13 protein-coding genes are annotated in these 17,331 nt (G+C 67.6%); 3 read left to right on the forward strand and 10 right to left on the reverse strand.

What is annotated here, in order from left to right:
* Positions 1 to 133: 133 nt before the first annotated feature.
* Positions 134 to 1,183 carry an excalibur calcium-binding domain-containing protein gene (locus G6038_RS31555; protein ID WP_240918681.1) on the reverse strand — a complete coding sequence of 350 codons (1,050 nt, stop codon included), beginning with the start codon at positions 1,181 to 1,183 and terminating at the stop codon, positions 134 to 136.
* 371 nt (positions 1,184 to 1,554) lie between these two features.
* Here G6038_RS31555 and G6038_RS23060 point away from each other — a divergent pair, with 371 nt between their 5' ends.
* From G6038_RS23060 to G6038_RS23070, 3 genes are read left to right on the forward strand one after another with little or no spacing between them, the layout of a single operon-like run.
* Positions 1,555 to 2,844: a hypothetical protein gene (locus tag G6038_RS23060; RefSeq protein WP_165040069.1), complete on the forward strand. Its 1,290-nt coding sequence runs from the start codon at positions 1,555 to 1,557 to the stop codon at positions 2,842 to 2,844.
* Positions 2,841 to 4,847 (forward strand): hypothetical protein, encoded by a 2,007-nt coding sequence (locus G6038_RS23065; protein ID WP_165040070.1) that lies wholly within the window; start codon positions 2,841 to 2,843, stop codon positions 4,845 to 4,847. Before G6038_RS23060 ends, G6038_RS23065 begins: the two co-directional genes overlap by 4 nt.
* On the forward strand, positions 4,832 to 7,513 hold the full coding sequence (locus G6038_RS23070; RefSeq protein ID WP_165040071.1) for a helicase-related protein: 2,682 nt from the start codon (positions 4,832 to 4,834) through the stop codon (positions 7,511 to 7,513). Before G6038_RS23065 ends, G6038_RS23070 begins: the two co-directional genes overlap by 16 nt.
* An 84-nt stretch (positions 7,514 to 7,597) precedes the next feature.
* Here the strand turns inward: G6038_RS23070 and ribB are convergent, their stop codons facing one another.
* The 9 genes from ribB to G6038_RS23115 all read right to left on the reverse strand — a co-directional run.
* Positions 7,598 to 8,818, reverse strand: a complete 1,221-nt coding sequence (ribB, locus tag G6038_RS23075) for a 3,4-dihydroxy-2-butanone-4-phosphate synthase (RefSeq protein WP_165040072.1) — start codon at positions 8,816 to 8,818, stop codon at positions 7,598 to 7,600.
* Positions 8,815 to 9,300 (reverse strand): flavin reductase family protein, encoded by a 486-nt coding sequence (locus tag G6038_RS23080; RefSeq protein ID WP_017680419.1) that lies wholly within the window; start codon positions 9,298 to 9,300, stop codon positions 8,815 to 8,817. The genes ribB and G6038_RS23080 overlap by 4 nt, the downstream gene beginning before the upstream one ends.
* A complete protein-coding gene (locus tag G6038_RS23085; RefSeq protein WP_165040073.1) occupies positions 9,297 to 9,800 on the reverse strand; it encodes an NAD(P)H-dependent oxidoreductase in 504 nt (167 codons plus the stop codon). Before G6038_RS23085 ends, G6038_RS23080 begins: the two co-directional genes overlap by 4 nt.
* A gap of 24 nt (positions 9,801 to 9,824) precedes the next feature.
* Entirely contained in the window at positions 9,825 to 10,856 is a 1,032-nt protein-coding gene (locus G6038_RS23090) for an ABC transporter permease (protein ID WP_165040074.1), read from the reverse strand.
* A complete protein-coding gene (locus tag G6038_RS23095; protein WP_165040075.1) occupies positions 10,856 to 12,394 on the reverse strand; it encodes a sugar ABC transporter ATP-binding protein in 1,539 nt (512 codons plus the stop codon). The genes G6038_RS23090 and G6038_RS23095 overlap by 1 nt, the downstream gene beginning before the upstream one ends.
* On the reverse strand, positions 12,381 to 13,559 hold the full coding sequence (locus G6038_RS23100; RefSeq protein WP_165040076.1) for a sugar ABC transporter substrate-binding protein: 1,179 nt from the start codon (positions 13,557 to 13,559) through the stop codon (positions 12,381 to 12,383). The genes G6038_RS23095 and G6038_RS23100 overlap by 14 nt, the downstream gene beginning before the upstream one ends.
* A 153-nt stretch (positions 13,560 to 13,712) precedes the next feature.
* Positions 13,713 to 14,408, reverse strand: coding sequence for an isochorismatase family protein (locus G6038_RS23105; protein WP_165040077.1), 696 nt, complete (start codon positions 14,406 to 14,408; stop codon positions 13,713 to 13,715).
* Entirely contained in the window at positions 14,405 to 15,898 is a 1,494-nt protein-coding gene (locus G6038_RS23110; protein WP_165040079.1) for an MFS transporter, read from the reverse strand. The genes G6038_RS23105 and G6038_RS23110 overlap by 4 nt, the downstream gene beginning before the upstream one ends.
* Positions 15,891 to 17,331 (reverse strand): amidase (locus G6038_RS23115; RefSeq protein WP_165040081.1); only part of this gene is annotated, 1,441 nt, incomplete at its 5' end. The genes G6038_RS23110 and G6038_RS23115, both read right to left, overlap by 8 nt.

Below are 17,331 nucleotides of genomic sequence, written 5' to 3' on the forward strand. Positions count from 1 at the left end.
TGACCCTGTTCGCGGTCGACGCCCCCGAGCGTGACATGAGAATTGCGAAGCGGATGTTCAGGATGCGGCACGCGCGGTGACTGCCGAAATTGGAGGTCGGCCGCACTCAGCGCTCGCGTTGTTCCTGGGGCGATCAATTCCACTCACAAGCTACGCCGTCGTCGTCCCGATCGAGTTCGGGTCTATAGCCCGCCTGACCGCGCAAGAGCGGTGCAACGCCGGCATCGCGGGCAGCGTCGCAATTCTTGTAATAGGCGAACGATTCGGGCGCGGGCGGTGGTGGGGTGTACTCGGGCGTGTTCACCGGCGGTGCGGGCACGTACGTCGTAGTCTCCAACGGCATGTACAGGGGAGGCGACGGACTGACCACGGTGGTCGTCGGTACAGCGGTCGATGACGCGATCTCCGAGGGTGTGCGAGTTACCTCTGGGGCGGTCTGCTGTGTCGTGGCCGCCGAGGAGAGTTCACGAGTAGTCGTCGTGGATGACACTTGCGGCGGTTCTACGGAGCGGTCGGGATTCGAGCCGTTCACGGCGGCCAACACGCTTCCTCCGACAACGATGAATATGACGACACCGACCGCCACGAGCCCCCTGTTTGCACGTTGATTCGCTGAGGTCTTCCGCGTCCTCCGCTCTGGCACCGCCCCGGCCAACTTCGACAAGCGGACAAAGATCGCGGCACCGACAGACTTGGCGACTGCAAGTAGCAGTCTCCTGACCTGCTCCGCTTCAGGACGCTCCCAGGCCTTTATCGCCTGGTCTCGGGGGTCGGACGGCCGCTCACGACGAGACTCGGCCTTCTTCTGCAAAGGCGACGACGGAGGCGCCACCGTATCGGGCGCGCGGAGTCCTACCTTGTTGCGCTCAGTGACTCGACCGGCACGATCGATGTCAAACAGCTGGATCCGATGCGTTCTTGCATAGTCGACAGCCGTTGGTCCGTAGCCGTTGACCGCAAAGTACGCTCGCGCCTCGGCCGTACCGATATCGCGATCCATGTAGAAGCTCGACAGTTCGGATCGGCTGACGGGGGCGGCACGAACAGTTACCTTCGCAACCAACCCCGGCGCCCGAATACTCATGCGGCTCGATCCACCGCCGGCAGTAGGGACGAACCCGAGAGACCTCAGGTAGCGCTCAGCGATGGTTTTCGCCTCTGATGGAGTCATGCTCTCGGCCATTATGCCCTCGCCGGTCCTACTTCAAGATCATCGATGCGAAAGCGCATTCACGCTGATTCACTCACTGAAGTAATCGCTGGGTGCGAACAGGCTATTACGCACCGGCAGACGTACAACAGATGGGCGCAGGCACTCTCCCCTGGACCGCTTCACTAATGATCAACTGCGCCCAGTAACTGCGCTTACCTTCGGCAGTAGTGAAACGAATCGCGGTGTGTCAACGATCTAGTTTCTCGAACAAAGCACTACAACTGGCCTGGATGTGATGGAGTTGCATCCGGCGGGATAGAACTGCGAGGACGCGTGTACAGCGACACAGGGAAGCACAGGTGGCGTCTCCCCGCCCTCCACGACGAGGGCCGACGACAGTCGTGACACTTCTCGACCAGCTCCCCCATTTCTCCCAATACGACCCCGGCGCCGAAGGCGAGGGCAGTCTCGATCCGCTCGGCCTGGGCTCTGTCGCCGAGCGAATCGCGCACCACCTCGTTCCGGCCTTACGAGCACGTATGGCCCAACCGCGATTCGTGACTCTTGCAGGGGTAGGCGCGTTTGCTTGTCAGCAGCTTGTGGACGTGGTCTCGTCGGACGGCAAGACCAGGCCGGACATTGCCTTCGAGTGGATCCTCGTCGAAGCACTGGTACGCCACGCAGACCCAGACGCTATCCGCGGACTTCCCGGCATCCAGAAAGCACGGCGAGCACAAAGAGCCAAGGAAAGACTGGGCCCTTCGACATACCTGTCCGGACCTCGGGTATTCGGATTCACGGGAGTGTACAGGCCTTTTTCTGTCGCGTCGGAAGTGCTCACCAAGGAAGGGCTTCCGAGCGATGCTTCCTATCGCCTCGTCCGCGAATGGGAGATCGACCACGACGTACGGGGGTTCATCGACGGTGCCTATCGGTCGGATGGCGACAAGCTTCGTCGCGAGATCGAGCGTGAAGTACAGCGCGCGCTCGCCGCGAACCACAGCGTGGCGCCCCCGACCGGATGGTTGATGCGACGCCTCGCGGGGATTCTCGCGCCTGGTGGAGTTCGCGCACGGGAACGTGCCGAACTGAGAAACTTGGTAACCGCCACTGGGCACCCGATTCACGACGAGCTTGCCACGCTACTGCGTACCGACATGCCAGCGTCGGACGCATCCCAGCAGGTAGTTGCCGAGAATCTGCTGCCGCGCGCATCAGCACCTACACGAGTCGCCTTGGACGCTGCAATCAAGTTCGAACGGTGCGCTACTGCAATTGAATATGCGTATCGACGATTGCTCGCCTACGCCGCAAGCCTCGGCGGGGCTTTTTCCGTGGAGCAAGGCTGTGAAACCCCGCTCATCGCAGACACGGCTGCGCAGCTCGAGGAGCTTACCGCTCGGTCCGTCGAAGCGGTAGCTGCGCTCGATGAGCAGTTGGCGAGCGATGTCTCCCAGGTTCTGTCCCGCTTCGACCGCAAGCTCACCCCTTCGGAGTTCGTCACTTCATTGATCCTTCGACATCAAGAGGTGCAGGACGCGAAGCACAAGCGGATGTGGCTCGATCACCTCAACAACCGATGGGTTGTCCGACCACCCTACCGAAACCAGAGTCTGGAGCTCGACAACGCGTACTGGACCCATCCGATGCGGGTCAACACGCTCGCCACATTCGTTCGGGAGACCATGTGAAAGAGCAGACGAAGACCTCACCGTTACTCGACCATTGGCAGGCACCCACCGGTGCCGGTGAACCCGTCGCCGTGATTGCCACGACGTTCACCCTCGAACCCGAATTCTTCGAACGAAACTGCCTCGCCAGGTTTCTCGCGGTGGAGAGTGTCGACGAGGACACCGGCTCGGTCGATGATCTTGTTGCACGGCTCGAGCTCGAAGAGGGTTTGCGGTCGACGACCGTAACCGTGCTCGCCGATCGGCACACTCAGTCGGAACGATCGAGTCTTCGGTGGGATGTCCTCCACTGTCATGTCGACGGCGGACTTCTCCATTCCAAAGTGGTCGTACTCCTGTGGGAGCACGCAACCCGGGTCGTGATCGGTTCGGCGAATCTCACCGATGCCGGGTACCGCCGGAACATCGAAATGGCGCTGGCAGCAGATCTCGGACCTCGCTGTCTGTTTCCCGCGAACGTACTGCAGTCCCTCGCAGATGAGCTGCAGTCCTATCTCGAGCTCGTTCCCGGCCTCACCGATGACGTCCCAGCGCGACAACGTGCCGTCGCGCTGATCGATGAATTCCGAGGTCGTGTCGCCGCTCAATCAAGTACGTCGCCTTCCGTAGCGGTGGCGATCGCTCCCACCAATACGGCAGTTCGCCCTTTGGACGCCTTCGAGTCGGTATGGAAAGGCAGCCGGCCACTGGGGGCCACGCATGTCTCTGCATACTGGGATTCGACCTCGCCCACTGTTCTGACGACGGTCCGTGAGCTACTGACCGGACGTCCGCCATCGGCACGGCATCACGATGTTGCTGTCGTACTCGGCCCGACCGGTGAGACAACGTTCCCGCCACAGTTCCTTGCCGAGAAGTACGTGGACTCCGTTGTGCAGCTCGGACCCTTGGACGAGGAGATCAGGCGACTCCACGCCAAATGCCTCGTTCTGTACAGCAAGGCGTGGATCGCCCTGATGGTCGGCAGTTCCAATCACACCGAAGCAGGCCTGGGCCTCAAAGGACCTCGTCGTCACCGCGAACTCAATGTCTGGCTTGGCGCATCTCTGGACAGCAAAGAAGGTAAGGCTCTGTCAGGGTTGATCCCTCGCGGCAAGGAGCTCGCAGCGGATATCCCGTTCGAAGCTCCTGACGACGAAGATGAGGACGTCGGCGAGATCGTCGCACTGCCCGCATTTTTCGGGACCTGCCGCCTGAGCACTGATCATCAAGGCTGGAAGCTGACGATCTCGCTCACTTCGGAACCCGGTCCGGACAACTGGGAAATCCGAATTCCCTCGGGGACAACAATTCTCGATTCTGAGAAGTGGAATGCCGAGGGACGACCGGGTCGGTTCTCCTTCGCTGTGGGAGAGGATCAAATTCCGTTGTTTGTCGACGTTCAGTGGACAGGCAACACCTCGACATGGGCGGTACTCGTCGATGATCGTCATGCATTGCCCCCCGGATTCGGCCTTAAGGATCTGCTGTCCTCCCATCTGTTTGCTGCCCTCTCGTCGGGTCGATCGGTCACTCAGATCGTGCGAGAGCTGCAAGAACAGGGCATTGCGAAGGCTGGCGCCCCCGTCGCGGTCATCGATCCGCTGAAGCGCTTCGATTCGCTCAGTACCCTGATGCGACGCGGGCGGGCGCTCGGCGCGGCACTGACCGCTTTCGAGCGACGGCTCTCCCGCCCGGTGGTCACCACAGAGATGCTCGCAGCACGGTTGTCAGGACCACTGGGCCCGCGTTTTTTGGCGACGAAGGTCGTCAAGGATGCGGCAGCCGGTCACCTGAGCAGTGCAGAGGCGCTGTTCACCCTTGCAGAGGTTGCCCTGTCCGTCTCGCGAGTTCCGTGGTCGGCTGTATGTGCCCATATCGACCTTACCGATGGTCGTCGTCTCGTCCGCCAGGTACTCGACGATCTCGACCAGCTCCGCGCCGACATACTCGTTCGCGGAGGGGAAATAGCGGAGTACAGCGACAGCGCATCGAAGGAAGCACGGGCATGTCTGAACTTCTGAGCAAGCACCTCCGCCGCTCACTCGACAACCACTTCGCAGACGACTGGGAGAGGCAGCGACGGACCGCCGAGGACATCCTGAGACGACTCCAGACGCAAGAGGGCGTAATCCTCGCGGATCAGGTCGGAATGGGGAAAACCTACGTCGCACTCGCCGTCGCGGTCACCGAGATCTTGAGAAAGAACACGTCACAGCAGGTCGTTGCGTTCGTCCCCGCACGCGTTGCTCAGAAATGGGTGGACGAATGGAACAAGTTCCGTGAGGCATTACTCGAACCATCCGCTCGGAAAATCCGGTGTGTCGATGCCCCGATCCGAAGTGGAGAGGATTTCCTCAGGCTGCTCGACGACCCCGCGGATCGCCGCAAACATCTTGTAGTCGTTACTCACGGCGCCTTGACAACTTCGTTGAAGGATCGCTTCATTCAGCTCGCTTTGCTCTCCTATGCCGTCCGTAACCGACGCGGGGCGAGCGACGTACGCGCGCGTATTGCCAGGTGGTCGGAACAGTCCCATGGACTGATCCCGGACACTCGGTTCACTTCCGAGCGCGTCGCGCGGCTTCTGTCGACCCCGACGTCGACGTGGCAGAAGGAGTGGCTCGCCCTCACCGGCGAGGACCTCGGAGACGACCCCGTTCCACGTGCACTCGACGATGTCTCGAGCGAGCTCGATCTGGACGCTGTGTGGGAGGTAGTGCGAGAACTTCCTGCGCGGCGATCACTCGGATTGAAGAAGCGGTTGAAGGCGGCACGAACCGCACTGAACGATGCCACGCAACTCGTGTGGAAACAGGCTCTTACGCAGGCGAACATCCGGCTTCCGCTGCTCATCGTCGACGAGGCCCATGCGCTGAAGAACGACCACACGCGCATCAGTCGACTGTTCTCGCCACTTCCCGATCACCCGACCGACGGGGCCCTCTACGGGATCTTCGACCGAATTCTGCTCCTCACAGCGACGCCCTTCGAGCTGGGCCACAACGAGCTGGTCAATGTCCTGCGCCGACTCGAAGCGGTTCGCCCGGTCTCGCCGCGGCCTGCCAAGGCACTGGACCAACGGCTCGCAGGCTTGGGGAATGCACTGTACGACGCACAAGTGTCAGCGATTCGCTTCGACGAGTCGTGGTCGAAGATCACCGAGGAAGACTTGCCGGCATTCGATTCCTGGTCCCCGGACTCGACATCGGACACGTTGCTCGACGCCCATGTGGTGCGCGCTTGGAAGGATGCTCAGCTCACCGTTCGCGCACGACAGCACATGCACGACCACCTCCAGCCATGGCTGATCCGGCATCAACGGCCACACCGGCGCGACTATCTGTGCGGAGCTGCCATTCTTCCCGACGCCACGGACATCACCGGCGGACTTCCCATCCGTGACGAGGATGCGATGCCGTTTCTCCTCGCGGCACGCGCCCAGACAATCGCGTCCGAAGAAGGCGCCCCTCGTCCGTTGTTCGCCTACGGCATCGCATCGTCGTACGAGGCGTACCTTCGGCTGGAAACGGGCAGCAGTCCTCTCGACTCGGACACGGAAGAATCAGCAGACGAGACACCCACTCATTCGCCCTCAGATGCAGCCGATTGGTACCACCGGTACATCGCCGATGTCCTTGCGTCAGAGGATCGGCGGCGGCGACATCCCAAGGTGGAAGCGACGGTCGAACGAGCATCCGCACTGTGGATGGCCGGCGAGAAGTGCCTGATCTTCTGCTGGTACATCCGGACTACAGAGGCACTCCGCGATGCCCTGCGTCGACGAGTGGACGATCTGGTCGAGACTCGCGCAGCGGACCTGCTCGGTGTCCCACGCACGCAAGCTTTGACCGAGCTCAGCCGGACTTCCCGACGCCTGTTCGACTCCACCGGCACCTCGCACCGGACCATCCACGATCATCTGGTCAAGTTGTTCGACGCCGCGACGAATGACACCGACCTTGCAGAACAATTGGCAGCCATCGCGATCCGCAACCTGCGGACTCCGGCCAATCTCGTCCGGTACACCCACATCGCCCGTGAGATGGACAGCACGACGGTCCTCGATGGTCTCGCCGGCGCGAATCCGGCCGGGGTTGCTCTGCTCGATCGATGGACGGCCTTCACGGCTCGTCTTGCGTCTACGACAGACATCGAACGACAGAAGACATTATTGAATCTCGTTGGCGAGAACGATCGCTCGACAACGCAAGAGGGGCGCGGCGCGAGCCTCGCCCAGGTGCGCCGCGCGTACGGAGGTACGCGACGCGAAGATCGTGAACGACTGATCGCCGTCTTCAACACCCCCTTCGCACCGGACATCCTTGTAGCGAGCTCGGTGATGGGCGAAGGTATCGACCTGCACCACGAGTGCCGACACGTGATTCACCACGACCTGGACTGGAACCCCAGCAAGCTCGAACAACGTACCGGGCGCCTGGATCGGATCGGTTCGTATGCCGAGAGCGTGGGCGAGAAGATTCAGGTCTACGAGCCATATCTCGCTGGCACGCATGACGAAAAGATGTTCCGCGTCGTGAAGGACCGAGCAGCGTGGTTCGATGTCGTTATGGGTCGAGCCTCGAGTGCCGACGAAGGCGAAACGGATGCCGAGGAATCTCGTACGCCTCTTCACGACCGTATTCGGCGTGAACTCGTCATGGATCTGCGGAGTCCTACAATTTCCTGAACGAGATCCGACCGGTTCGTCTGAGTTGCAGTGTATTGCAGACGAACGAATTGAAGGTTTCACTTGCGCCTAGGCAGGCGCGAGTCATCCTTCCCCCGCGGGCAGCAGGTGCCCCATCCGCCGCCGCTTCGTCTCCAGGTACCGCACGTTCGCCGGCGCCCTGCCCACGTGCAGCGGCACCCGCCCCGACACGACGATGCCGTTGGCCTCGAGGCCGGAGATCTTGGCCGGGTTGTTGGTGAGCAGCCGCACCGACCGCACACCGAGGTCGTGCAGGATCGCGGCGGCGCCGCCGTATTCGCGGCCGTCGGCGGGTTCGTCGAGCTCGAGGTTGGCCTGCACGGTGTCCAGGCCCCCGTCCTGCAGGCGGTAGGCGGCGAGCTTCTTCAGCAGTCCGATGCCGCGGCCCTCGTGCCCGCGCAGGTACACCAGCACCCCGCCCTCGTGGGCGAGGCGCTCGAGCGCGGCGTCGAGCTGTGGGCCGCACTCGCAGCGCTGGGAGGCGAACGACTCCCCGGTCAGGCATTCGGAGTGCACCCGCACCAGCGCGCCGTCGCCGGGTTCGCCGGCGAGCAGCGCCAGATGCTCGGCGCCTGTGAGCCGATCCTGGTAGCCGACGGCGCGGAAGGTCCCGAACCGGGTCGGCATCACCGTCTCGGCGGCGCGGACGATCCGTCCCGTCGGCGCGACCGGAGCGGGCAGCGGGTGCGCGGCGCGGTAGGCGATCAGCTCCGCGACGGTGAGGACGGGGAGGTCGTGCCGGGCACCGAGGTCCTCGATGCCGGGCATGCGCATCATGGAGCCGTCGTCGGCGACGAGTTCGGCGATCACCCCGACCTGCGGCAGGCCGGCGAGCGCACACAGGTCGACGGCGGCCTCGGTGTGGCCGGGACGTTCGAGCACGCCGCCGGGCCGGGCGCGCAGCGGCAGGATGTGGCCGGGCCGGATCAGGTCCCGGGCAGTGGCGGTGGGGTCGGCGAGCACCCGCAGCGTGGTGGCGCGGTCGGCGGCGCTGATGCCGGTGCTCACCCCACGCGCGGCGTCGACGGTCACCGTGTACGCGGTCTGCTTCGGGTCCTGGTTGTCGGTCACCATCGCCGGCAGGTCCAGGGCGTCGGCGCGGGCGCCGGTCATCGGCGCGCACAGCAGGCCCGAGGTGTGCCGCACGGTCCACGCGATCCACTCCGGGGTCGCGTGGTGGGCGGCGAGGATCACGTCGCCCTCGTTCTCGCGGTCGGCGTCGTCGGCGACGAGGACGGGCCGCCCCGCGCGCAGTGCGGCCAGCGCCGCCTCGATCCGGCTCACGACGCCACCAGCCTGCGGAAGGCGCTGCGGTGGAACACGATCGGCTCCGTGCCGGAGTCGTCACAGTGCAGTTCGTGGACACGCAGCACGACGATGGCGTGGTCGCCTGCGGGGACCTGCTGTTCGATCGACACGTCCATCCGGACGCTACAGCCGGCGACGAACAGCGCTCCCCCGTCCCGGGTTTCGGTGTCGAGGCCGGCGAACCGGTCGCCGTCCTTGGCCGCGAGCCCCCGGGCGGCACCGTCGGAGTTCAGGACGCTGATGCCCAGTCGCGGCCGTGCCGCGAGCTTCGGCCAGGTGGTGGAGGTGTTCTGCACGCAGAACGCCACCAGCGGCGGATCCAACGACACCGGCACGAAGGTGCTGGCGGCCATGCCGAGGCGTTCGGTGCCGGTGTCGGCGCAGATCGCGACGACCCCGGACGGGACGTGGGCGAAGGCGCGGCGCAGCGCGGCGCCGTCGAGGGTCAGGGTGGTCATCGGGCCTCCGTCCGGAGAGAGGAACGCAGGACCGGCGCCCAGCGCTCGGCGTAGTCCGCGATCCGCGTGTCGGTGGTGTAGGTGGAGTCGAGCAGGTACAGACCCGGCGCCGGGGTGGTGGCGCCGAGTTCGACGAGCACCGGCTTGAGCAGCAGGTCGGGGGCCATGGCGTGGGCCGGGCCGGCGCCGAGCATGAGCGGCACGGCGGTGACGTCGCGCAGGCCGTCGCCGGTGGCGAACTGGTCGAGGAACAGCTTGAGGATGCCGGTGTAGGTGGCCTTGAACGTGGGGCTGGCGAAGACCACGAGGTCCGAGGCGGCGACGGTGTCCACCGCCGCCTTGACGGCATCGTCGCCCCAGCCGAGCAGGCCGGGTCCGAGGGTGATCACGTCGACGACGTGGTCGGGTGCGGAGCCGGTGAGTTCGGTGGCCAGGAGGGTGGCGGCGTCGAGGGTGCGGGAGCCGGGCTTGGGGTTGCCGGCGACGACGGTGGTCTTCATGGCGGGTGTCCTTCGGTCGGGCGCTCAGCGCGCGGATCGGGAGGCGGTGCGGCGACGGACCGCACCGGAGAGGGCGACGGCGACGACGAGGGCGCCGCCGTAGAACAGTTGCTGGACGAAGCTGGCGACGCCGAGCATCTGCAGGCCGACGACCCCGGCGACGAGGAAGTACACCGCGACGAGGGTGCCGAAGGCGTTGAAGCGGCCGGGCACGATCGCGGTGGCGCCGAGGAACGCGGCGGCGAACGCCGGCAGCATGAACGACTGCCCGGACGACGGGTCGGCGCCGCCGAGCATGCCGGCGTAGACGATGCCGGCCAGGGCCGCGACCAGCGCGGAGGTGACGAGCGCGCCGCCGCGGATGCGGTCGACGTGCAGGCCGCTCAGCCGGGCGACCTGCGGTCCGCGCCCGACGAACAGCAGCCGCCGCCCGATCGGCGTGTACTGGAAGATCACCGCGGTGAGCAGGACGAGAGCGAGGGCGTAGTAGAACTGCAGCGACACCCCGAACACGCGGGTGCCGATGGTCGCGTCGACGAGCGCGGCGTCGATGCCGGTGACCGAGGTGGAGTCGGAGATCCACTGCACCACGCCGAGGACGACGGTGCCGCTGCCGAGGGTCGCGATGAACGAGTCGATGTGCAGCCGGACGACGAGCACGGCGTTGACGACGCCGACGAACAGCGCGACGAGCACGGCGACGGCGATGGCCGGCAGCAGCGACCAGCCCTGCTGGACGTTGAGCACCGCGATGGTCATCGCGGCGAGGGACATGGTGGACACGGCCGAGAGGTCGAACTCGCCGGCGGTGAGCGGCACGATCAGCCCGAGGGCGAGGATGAGCAGCACGGCCTGGGAGCCGAGGATGTTCTGCAGGTTGTTCGCGGTCGGGTAGATCTCGGGGCGCAGCGCGCTGAAGACGAGCACGACGGCGACGAGGGCCAGCACGAGCGCGTACTTCTCGACCAGCGGGCCGAGCGCGACGCGCGGGCGGGCGGACTCGGCCACAGGGGCGGGGGTTTTCGTGGTGGTGGTCTTGTCGAGGGTGACGGACATCAGGCTTTCACTTCCTGTCGGGTCAGGCCGAGGACGCTGTCCGAGATGTGGTGCTTGGAAAGGTGGTCGCCGGTGAGTTCGGCGACGACGTGGCCGCGGGAGAAGACGAGGACGCGGTCGCACAGCACCGACAGCTGCTCGTAGTCGGAGCTGGCGACGACGATGCCCGCTCCCCCGCGCGCGGTCTCGCGGAGCATCTCGAAGATGCGGGCGCGGGCACCGATGTCCACGCCCTGGGTGGGTTCGGCAAGCAGCACCAGCGCCGGGTCGGTCTGAAGCCACTTGCCGAGCAGGGCCTTCTGCTGGTTGCCGCCGGAGAGGGAGCCGTAGACGGCCTGGGGGTCGCGGGGCCGCACGTCGCAGCGGTCGGCGAGGGAGGCGGCGACGGCCCTGAGCGCGCCCGGTTTCACCCAGCCCGCGCCGAGGATCGGCAGGGTGACGTTCTCGGCGACGGTCAGCTCGGGTGCGCTGCCCTCCACCTTGCGGTCCGGCGGCACGTACACGACCCGGCGGTCGAGCGCGTCGATCGGCGTGATCGTCTGCAGCACAACGGTGTCGGTGCCGATCGTCAACCGTCCCCCGCGGGCCGGGCGGGCCCCATAGACGGCGGGCAGCACGTCGTCGTAGCCGGAGCCGGCGATGCCGGTGAGCCCGACGATCTCGCCGGGGCGCACGTCGAAGCCGATCCCGTCGACGGTCGCGGTCTCGAGTTCCTCGATCCGGGCGAGCGGGGGCGCGTCGTCGAAGTCGCGGACGGGCCCGGCGACGCGGGGGTCGGCGGAGTCGAGGCTGCGGCCGACGATGAGGTCGATGAGCCTGGCGGCGGTGAGGTCGCGGGTGCGGTGGGTGCCCTGGGAGACGCCGTCGCGCAGGACGGTGACGCGGTCGGTGTGGTCGAGCACCTCGTCGAGGTCGTGGGAGACGAACAGGACCGCGGCCTTCTTGTCGGCGACGATCTCGCGGACGACGGAGAACAGCAGGTCGGTGCCCTCGCGGGGCAGGAACACGGTCGGCTCGTCGAGGACGAGGAGGGTGCGGCGGTCGCCGAGTTCCTCCACGGCCCGCAGGATCGCGACGAGCGCGCGGTCGGTCTCGCCGAGGCTCGACACCGGCGCGTCGGGGTCGACGTCCAGGCCGAAGCGGTCGAACAGCGCTCGGGCGGTGGACTTCTCGCGCCGCCAGGAGATCCACGGCCGCGAGCCGGCGACGACGGGCCCGATGCGCAGGTTCTCCACCACCGACAGGTCGGGCACGAGGGCGAGGTCCTGGTGGACGAAGCTGATGCCGAGTTCGCGGAAGCCGCCGGCCGGGACGGGCAGGGCCACGTCGCGGCCGCGGACCTGCAGGGCTGCGCCGGGGTCGGGGGCGTGGAACCCGGCGAGGACCTTGATGAGGGTGGACTTGCCGGAGCCGTTCTCACCGAGCAGGCCGTGCACCTCGCCGGCGTGGATCGTCAGGCCGACGTCCTTCAGGACGGTGTGGCTGCCGAAGGTCTTGGACAGGCCGACGATGTTGACGATGGGATCAGGGCTGCTCACTGGACCCCCACAAGGCCTCGTAGCCGGTGACGTAGGCGGTGCCGTAGCCCTTGTCGGGCTGCGGCGGGGTGCCGGTCTCGTCGATGTTGTCGGCGGTGATGAGCTTGAGCGGGGTCTGCTGCGCGCCGTTCGGGACGGGGTCGTAGCCGAGGAGCAGGCGGCCGGCCTGGTCCATGGTGGCCCAGGCGAGCCACGGGATGGATTCGCCGACGTTCATGGTGACGATGCCGTCGTCCTGCTGGATCTTCAGCACGGCGGGGGTGCCGTTGACGGAGGAGATCTCGACCTGGCCGGTCTTGCCGGCGGCCTTGATGCCGGACTGGGCGTAGAGCGACATCGAATCGTAGATGGGCAGGACGAAGTTGATGGTGGGGTCGGCGGAGAGGGCGGACTGCACCTCGGACTGGATTTTGGTGGCCCACTCGGCGACGGGCACGTTGACGATCTTGTATTCGCACCGGGGGCAGTACTGCGCGATCTCGTCCTCCATCGCCGCGACCTCGGCCTTGGCGGGCGGGACCTCGTTGGAGGTGATGATCAGGGCGTTGCCCTCGCCGTCGGTCCGATCGATCATCCAGTCGACGGTGAGGCGGTTGGCCTCGGCGAGCGGGGCGTCGGTGGTGGCGTCGACGAGGCCCTCGAGGCCGGCGGGCAGCGACTCGCCGCGCAGGATGGTGTGGGTGAGCAGGACGGGAATGTTTGCCGCGTCTGCCTTTTCGAGGGCGGGTTTGATGAGGGAGGCGTCGATGCCCTGAGAGAGGATGATCAGGTCGACCCGCTGGTTGACGGCCTGTTCGACGCCGGTGGCCCACTGGGCGGGCTGACCCTGGTTGGTGTATTCGATCCAGGTGGCGCCGTAGCGTTCGGCGACCTTCTTCGATTCCTCGTCGACGGCGACGTTGTAGGGGTTCTCGCTGTTGGTGGGGATCGCGAAGATCGTCTTGCCGGCGATGTTCCGCATCGGGAAGGGCTCGGCCTCGAGGGTGAACTCCGGGTCGGCCGCGTACTTCGCGAGCTGGGCGCGGGCGTACTCGATGCCGGCGGCGACGTCGGCATCGGAGACGTCGCCGCCGCCGGAGCCGGAACTGCTGCATGCGGCGAGACCGAGGGCGGCCGTGAGGGTGAGCGCGGCGATCGCGGCGCGGCCGGGAAGGGTGGGGCGCATGAATTCTCCTGGAGGGGGAGGAGGAGGTTCGACGAGAGGCGAGATTCGACGAGAGGCGGGGGGCGCGACGTTGCGGAGCCGGCCGATGCGGTCGATGACTTCGAATGTATCGGGTGCCGTGTTGCGACCGGCAACACCGTTGGTTCGTTCGTGTTAACTGCAGGCGGCTTCGCCGCCGGTGTGTCCTTTGGGCTGCTCAGGCAGCCCGAAGGACACACCGCTCAAGTACCCCTGGGCGCGCGACAGCGGCCAGACTTCGGCCATCTTCTGCTGCATGTCGAACAGGTTCGAGTGGTGGATGGCCGGATCCCGATCGCCCACGGCGTCTTCCACGACGATCGGGATGTAGCCGTGCTGCATCGCGTCGAGCGTCGTCGCGCGCACGCAGCCGCTCGTGGACAGGCCCGCGATAAGGACGGTGTCCACCCCGAGCGACGTCAGGTACGAATTCAGCGACGTGCCGAAGAACGCGCTCGCGTACTTCTTCGTCACGAGCAGCTCGGCGCACGTCGGCTCGAGGCCGTCGATGAGTTCCCCGTACGGGCTGCCCTCGCAGAACGCGACGAGCGTGCCCGACTTCTTGAAGAACACCCCGGCGTCGGCGCCGTCGGCGCGCAGCCGGACCTCGGTGATCACGACGGGGATGCCGGCGGCGCGGGCGTCGGTGAGCAGCGTGCGCATCGCCGCGATGTTCTCCTCCACCCCGGCGTAGAGCGGGCAGTCCGGGTCGATGTAGGCGCGGGCCGGGTCGACGACGATCAGGGCCGGGCGGGTGCCGGGCTCGAGTTCCCGCCCGAAGCCGGCGCGGGCGTAGTCGGCCGCCTGGGCGGTGCGGTCGGCGAGGGTCATGCGGATTCCTTCAGGGTCGTGACGGGTTCGAGGGGACGCACGGCGGCGGGCACGGCGACGTCCCGGCGCGGGAAGGCCAGGCACACCGCGACACCCGCGGCGGCGACGACGGTGAGCGCGAGTCCCACTGCGCGGACGTTGTCGACGAACCGCGCGAGTTCGGCGCTGCCGAGCGTGCCGAGGGTGCCGCCGTACGCGGCCTGCCGCGCGGTGGCGCTGAGCCCGACGGTCGCGACGGCCAGCGCCAGCGCGGTGCTGAGCAGGTAGCCGACGTTCTGCAGCGTCGAGCGCAGCCCGTTGGCGATCCCGCGACGTTCCGCGGGGGCGGTGAGCATCAGCGCGCTGGTGCTCGGCGTCATGAACAGGCCGGTGCCGCAGCCGAGGACGAACAGGAACGGCGCCATCGCCCCCAGCGAGCCGCCGTCCGGCGAGAACATCAGCGTGACGCCGAGCAGCCCGACGGCGTTGAGCGCCATGCCCGTTGCGGTCAGCGCGCGCGCGGTGAAGCGCAGCATGAGCGAGCCCGCGGCGGCGGCCGCGACGACGGTGCCCACCGCGACGGGCATCACCAGCAGCCCGGCCGCGACGGCCGAGATCCCGCCCACCGCCTGCCCGTACAGCGACACGAGCAGCGTCACCGCGTAGGTGGCGACGGCGTTGACGAGCACCGCGACGAGGACGAGCGCGATGCCGCGGTTGCGGAACAGCGTCAGATCCACCAGCGGGTGGGCGCGACGGGTCTGCACCGCCGCGAACACCGCGCCGAGCACGAGGCTCGCCGCGCCGCACGCCCACGGCAACCACCGCGACGACGTCACCCCCGGCGTCAGCGCCAGCACCACGGCGGTCAGCAACGCGGTCGACAGCACCGCGCCGGCCAGGTCGAACGGCTCACGCTCGACGCGACGGCGAGCCCCGCGCGGGATTACCAGCAGCGACGACGCGATCGCGAGCACCCCCACCGGCAGCACGACGACGAACAGCCCGCGCCAGCCGAACGCGGCCGTCGCGGCACCGCCGATCACCGGCCCGACGACCTGCGCGACGGCCGCGACGGTCGCGTTCCAGCCGAGGGCGCGGCCCAGGCTGTGCGGCGGGAACGTGTCGGTGAGCAGCGCCGTGTTGTTGGTGACGACGGCCGCCGCCCCGACGCCCTGCAGCACCCGCGCCGCGATCAGCCACCCGGCGGACGGCGCGAGCATGCACAGCCCGGTCGCGACCGTGAACACCGCCAGCCCCGCCAGATACAACGGGCGACGGCCGACGATGTCGGCGAGCCGGCCGAACACGAGGATCAGCGCGGTGGTGACGAGCATGTAGCCCAACAGGATCCACGTCGACTGCGCCGCCGAGGCACCCAGCTCGCGGGTGACGGTGGGCAGCGCGACGGTGAGGCCACTGATGCTGAGGAACACCGCGACCACGCCGATACTGGTGGCCGCGAACACCCGCCACGGATGCGGATGATGCCGGGCGGCAACGCTATCCATCGGCGCGACGCTCGTGGACGTCGGTGACGGTCTGCAGCACCTGCGCCAGGCGCAGGCACGTGTCGTCGGCCCACGGCCGGCCCACGATCTGCACGCCGACGGGCAGCCCGCCGACGAAACCGGCCGGGGCCATCACCGCGGGCAGGCCGAGGTAGTCGAACAGGCCGGTGTTGCGGCCCACGATCGACTGCATCGGGTGGCGCACGCCGTCGATCTCGACGGTGACATCCGACAACCGCGCAGCCGTCGCCCCGATGCCCGGCGTGACGAACGCGTCGATCCCGGCGGCGTCGAACACCTGCACCGTCGCACGCTGGGCGTCGGCACGGCGCCGCAGCGAACGCAGGTAGTCCACCGCCGACGGCACCAGCCCGCGCGCGATGCGTACCTGGGTGCCGATGTCGTACTGCGCGAACCGCCCCAGCGCGCCCTCCTGGTTGGCGGCGAGCTCGCAGGTGAGCACGATGGTGACGTCGTCGTGGAGGCGGTGGGCGTCGGGGATGTGGACGGGCACCACCTCGGCGCCCAGGCCCCGCAGCGCGGCGACGGCCGTATCCCATGCCGCCAGCACGCCCGCGTCGCACAGCTCGGTGAACCACGTGGTGGGGACGCCGAGCCGCACCCCGGCCAGCGACGGCGCACCGGACGCGCCGGGGTCGGCGAGGCCGGCCTGCACCTGTCGCGCCACCGCATCCGGGGCCGCGGTGGGATCGAGGCCGTCGGGTCCGGCGAGGACGTCGAGGATGACACGCAGGTCGGCGGCGGAGCGCGCCATCGGCCCGACGTGGTCGAGGGTCCACGACAGCGACGCGACACCGGTGCGCGGGACGAGGCCGTAGGTGGGCTTGATGCCGGTGAGGTTGCACAGGGCGCTGGGCACGCGGATCGAGCCGCCGGTGTCGGTGCCGAGCGCGAGCGGGACGAGGCGCGCGGCGAGGGCGCCGGCCGAGCCGGTGGACGACCCGCCGGTCCAGCGGCTGCGGTCCCACGGGTTGGTGACGGCGCCGTAGCGGGCGTTGTGCGGCGCGCCGCAGGCGAATTCGGTGGTCGCGGTGATCAGGACGGGGATGGCGCCGGCGGCCCGCAGCCGGGCGACGGCCGTCGCGTCGGTGCCGGCGATGCGGTCGCCGGTCGTGTGCGAGCCCGCGGTGACGGGCGCGCCGGCGACGTCGACGATGTCCTTGACGCCGAAGAAGACGCCCTCGAGCGGGCGGGCGGTGCCGTCGCGCCAGCGGCGGTCGGAGTCGGCGGCGGCCTCGTCGGCGCCGTCGACGACGGCGAGGATCGCCCCGCCCACGAGCGCCGGGTCGGCCCAGCGGGCGCGCAGCGCGGCAAGCACCGCGGTGGGCGTGGTGGTGCCGGCGGCGTAGGCGGCGAGCAGATCGAGCACGCCGAAGTCGTGCAGCGCCGTGCCGGTGCGCGGGGTGTATTCC

The organism is Rhodococcus sp. 14C212, assembly GCF_011058195.1.
Lineage (GTDB): Bacteria > Actinomycetota > Actinomycetes > Mycobacteriales > Mycobacteriaceae > Rhodococcus > Rhodococcus aetherivorans.

Excerpts from the sequence above, each read along its gene's own strand:
- G6038_RS31555 (WP_240918681.1), bottom strand. The coding sequence starts at position 1,183 with ATGGCCGAGAGCATGACTCCATCAGAGGCGAAAACCATCGCTGAGCGC.
- G6038_RS23070 (WP_165040071.1), top strand. The coding sequence starts at position 4,832 with ATGTCTGAACTTCTGAGCAAGCACCTCCGCCGCTCACTCGACAACCAC.
- G6038_RS23080 (WP_017680419.1), bottom strand. The coding sequence starts at position 9,300 with ATGACCACCCTGACCCTCGACGGCGCCGCGCTGCGCCGCGCCTTCGCC.
- G6038_RS23085 (WP_165040073.1), bottom strand. The coding sequence starts at position 9,800 with ATGAAGACCACCGTCGTCGCCGGCAACCCCAAGCCCGGCTCCCGCACC.
- G6038_RS23090 (WP_165040074.1), bottom strand. The coding sequence starts at position 10,856 with ATGTCCGTCACCCTCGACAAGACCACCACCACGAAAACCCCCGCCCCT.
- G6038_RS23100 (WP_165040076.1), bottom strand. The coding sequence starts at position 13,559 with ATGCGCCCCACCCTTCCCGGCCGCGCCGCGATCGCCGCGCTCACCCTC.
- G6038_RS23105 (WP_165040077.1), bottom strand. The coding sequence starts at position 14,408 with ATGACCCTCGCCGACCGCACCGCCCAGGCGGCCGACTACGCCCGCGCC.
- G6038_RS23110 (WP_165040079.1), bottom strand. The coding sequence starts at position 15,898 with ATGGATAGCGTTGCCGCCCGGCATCATCCGCATCCGTGGCGGGTGTTC.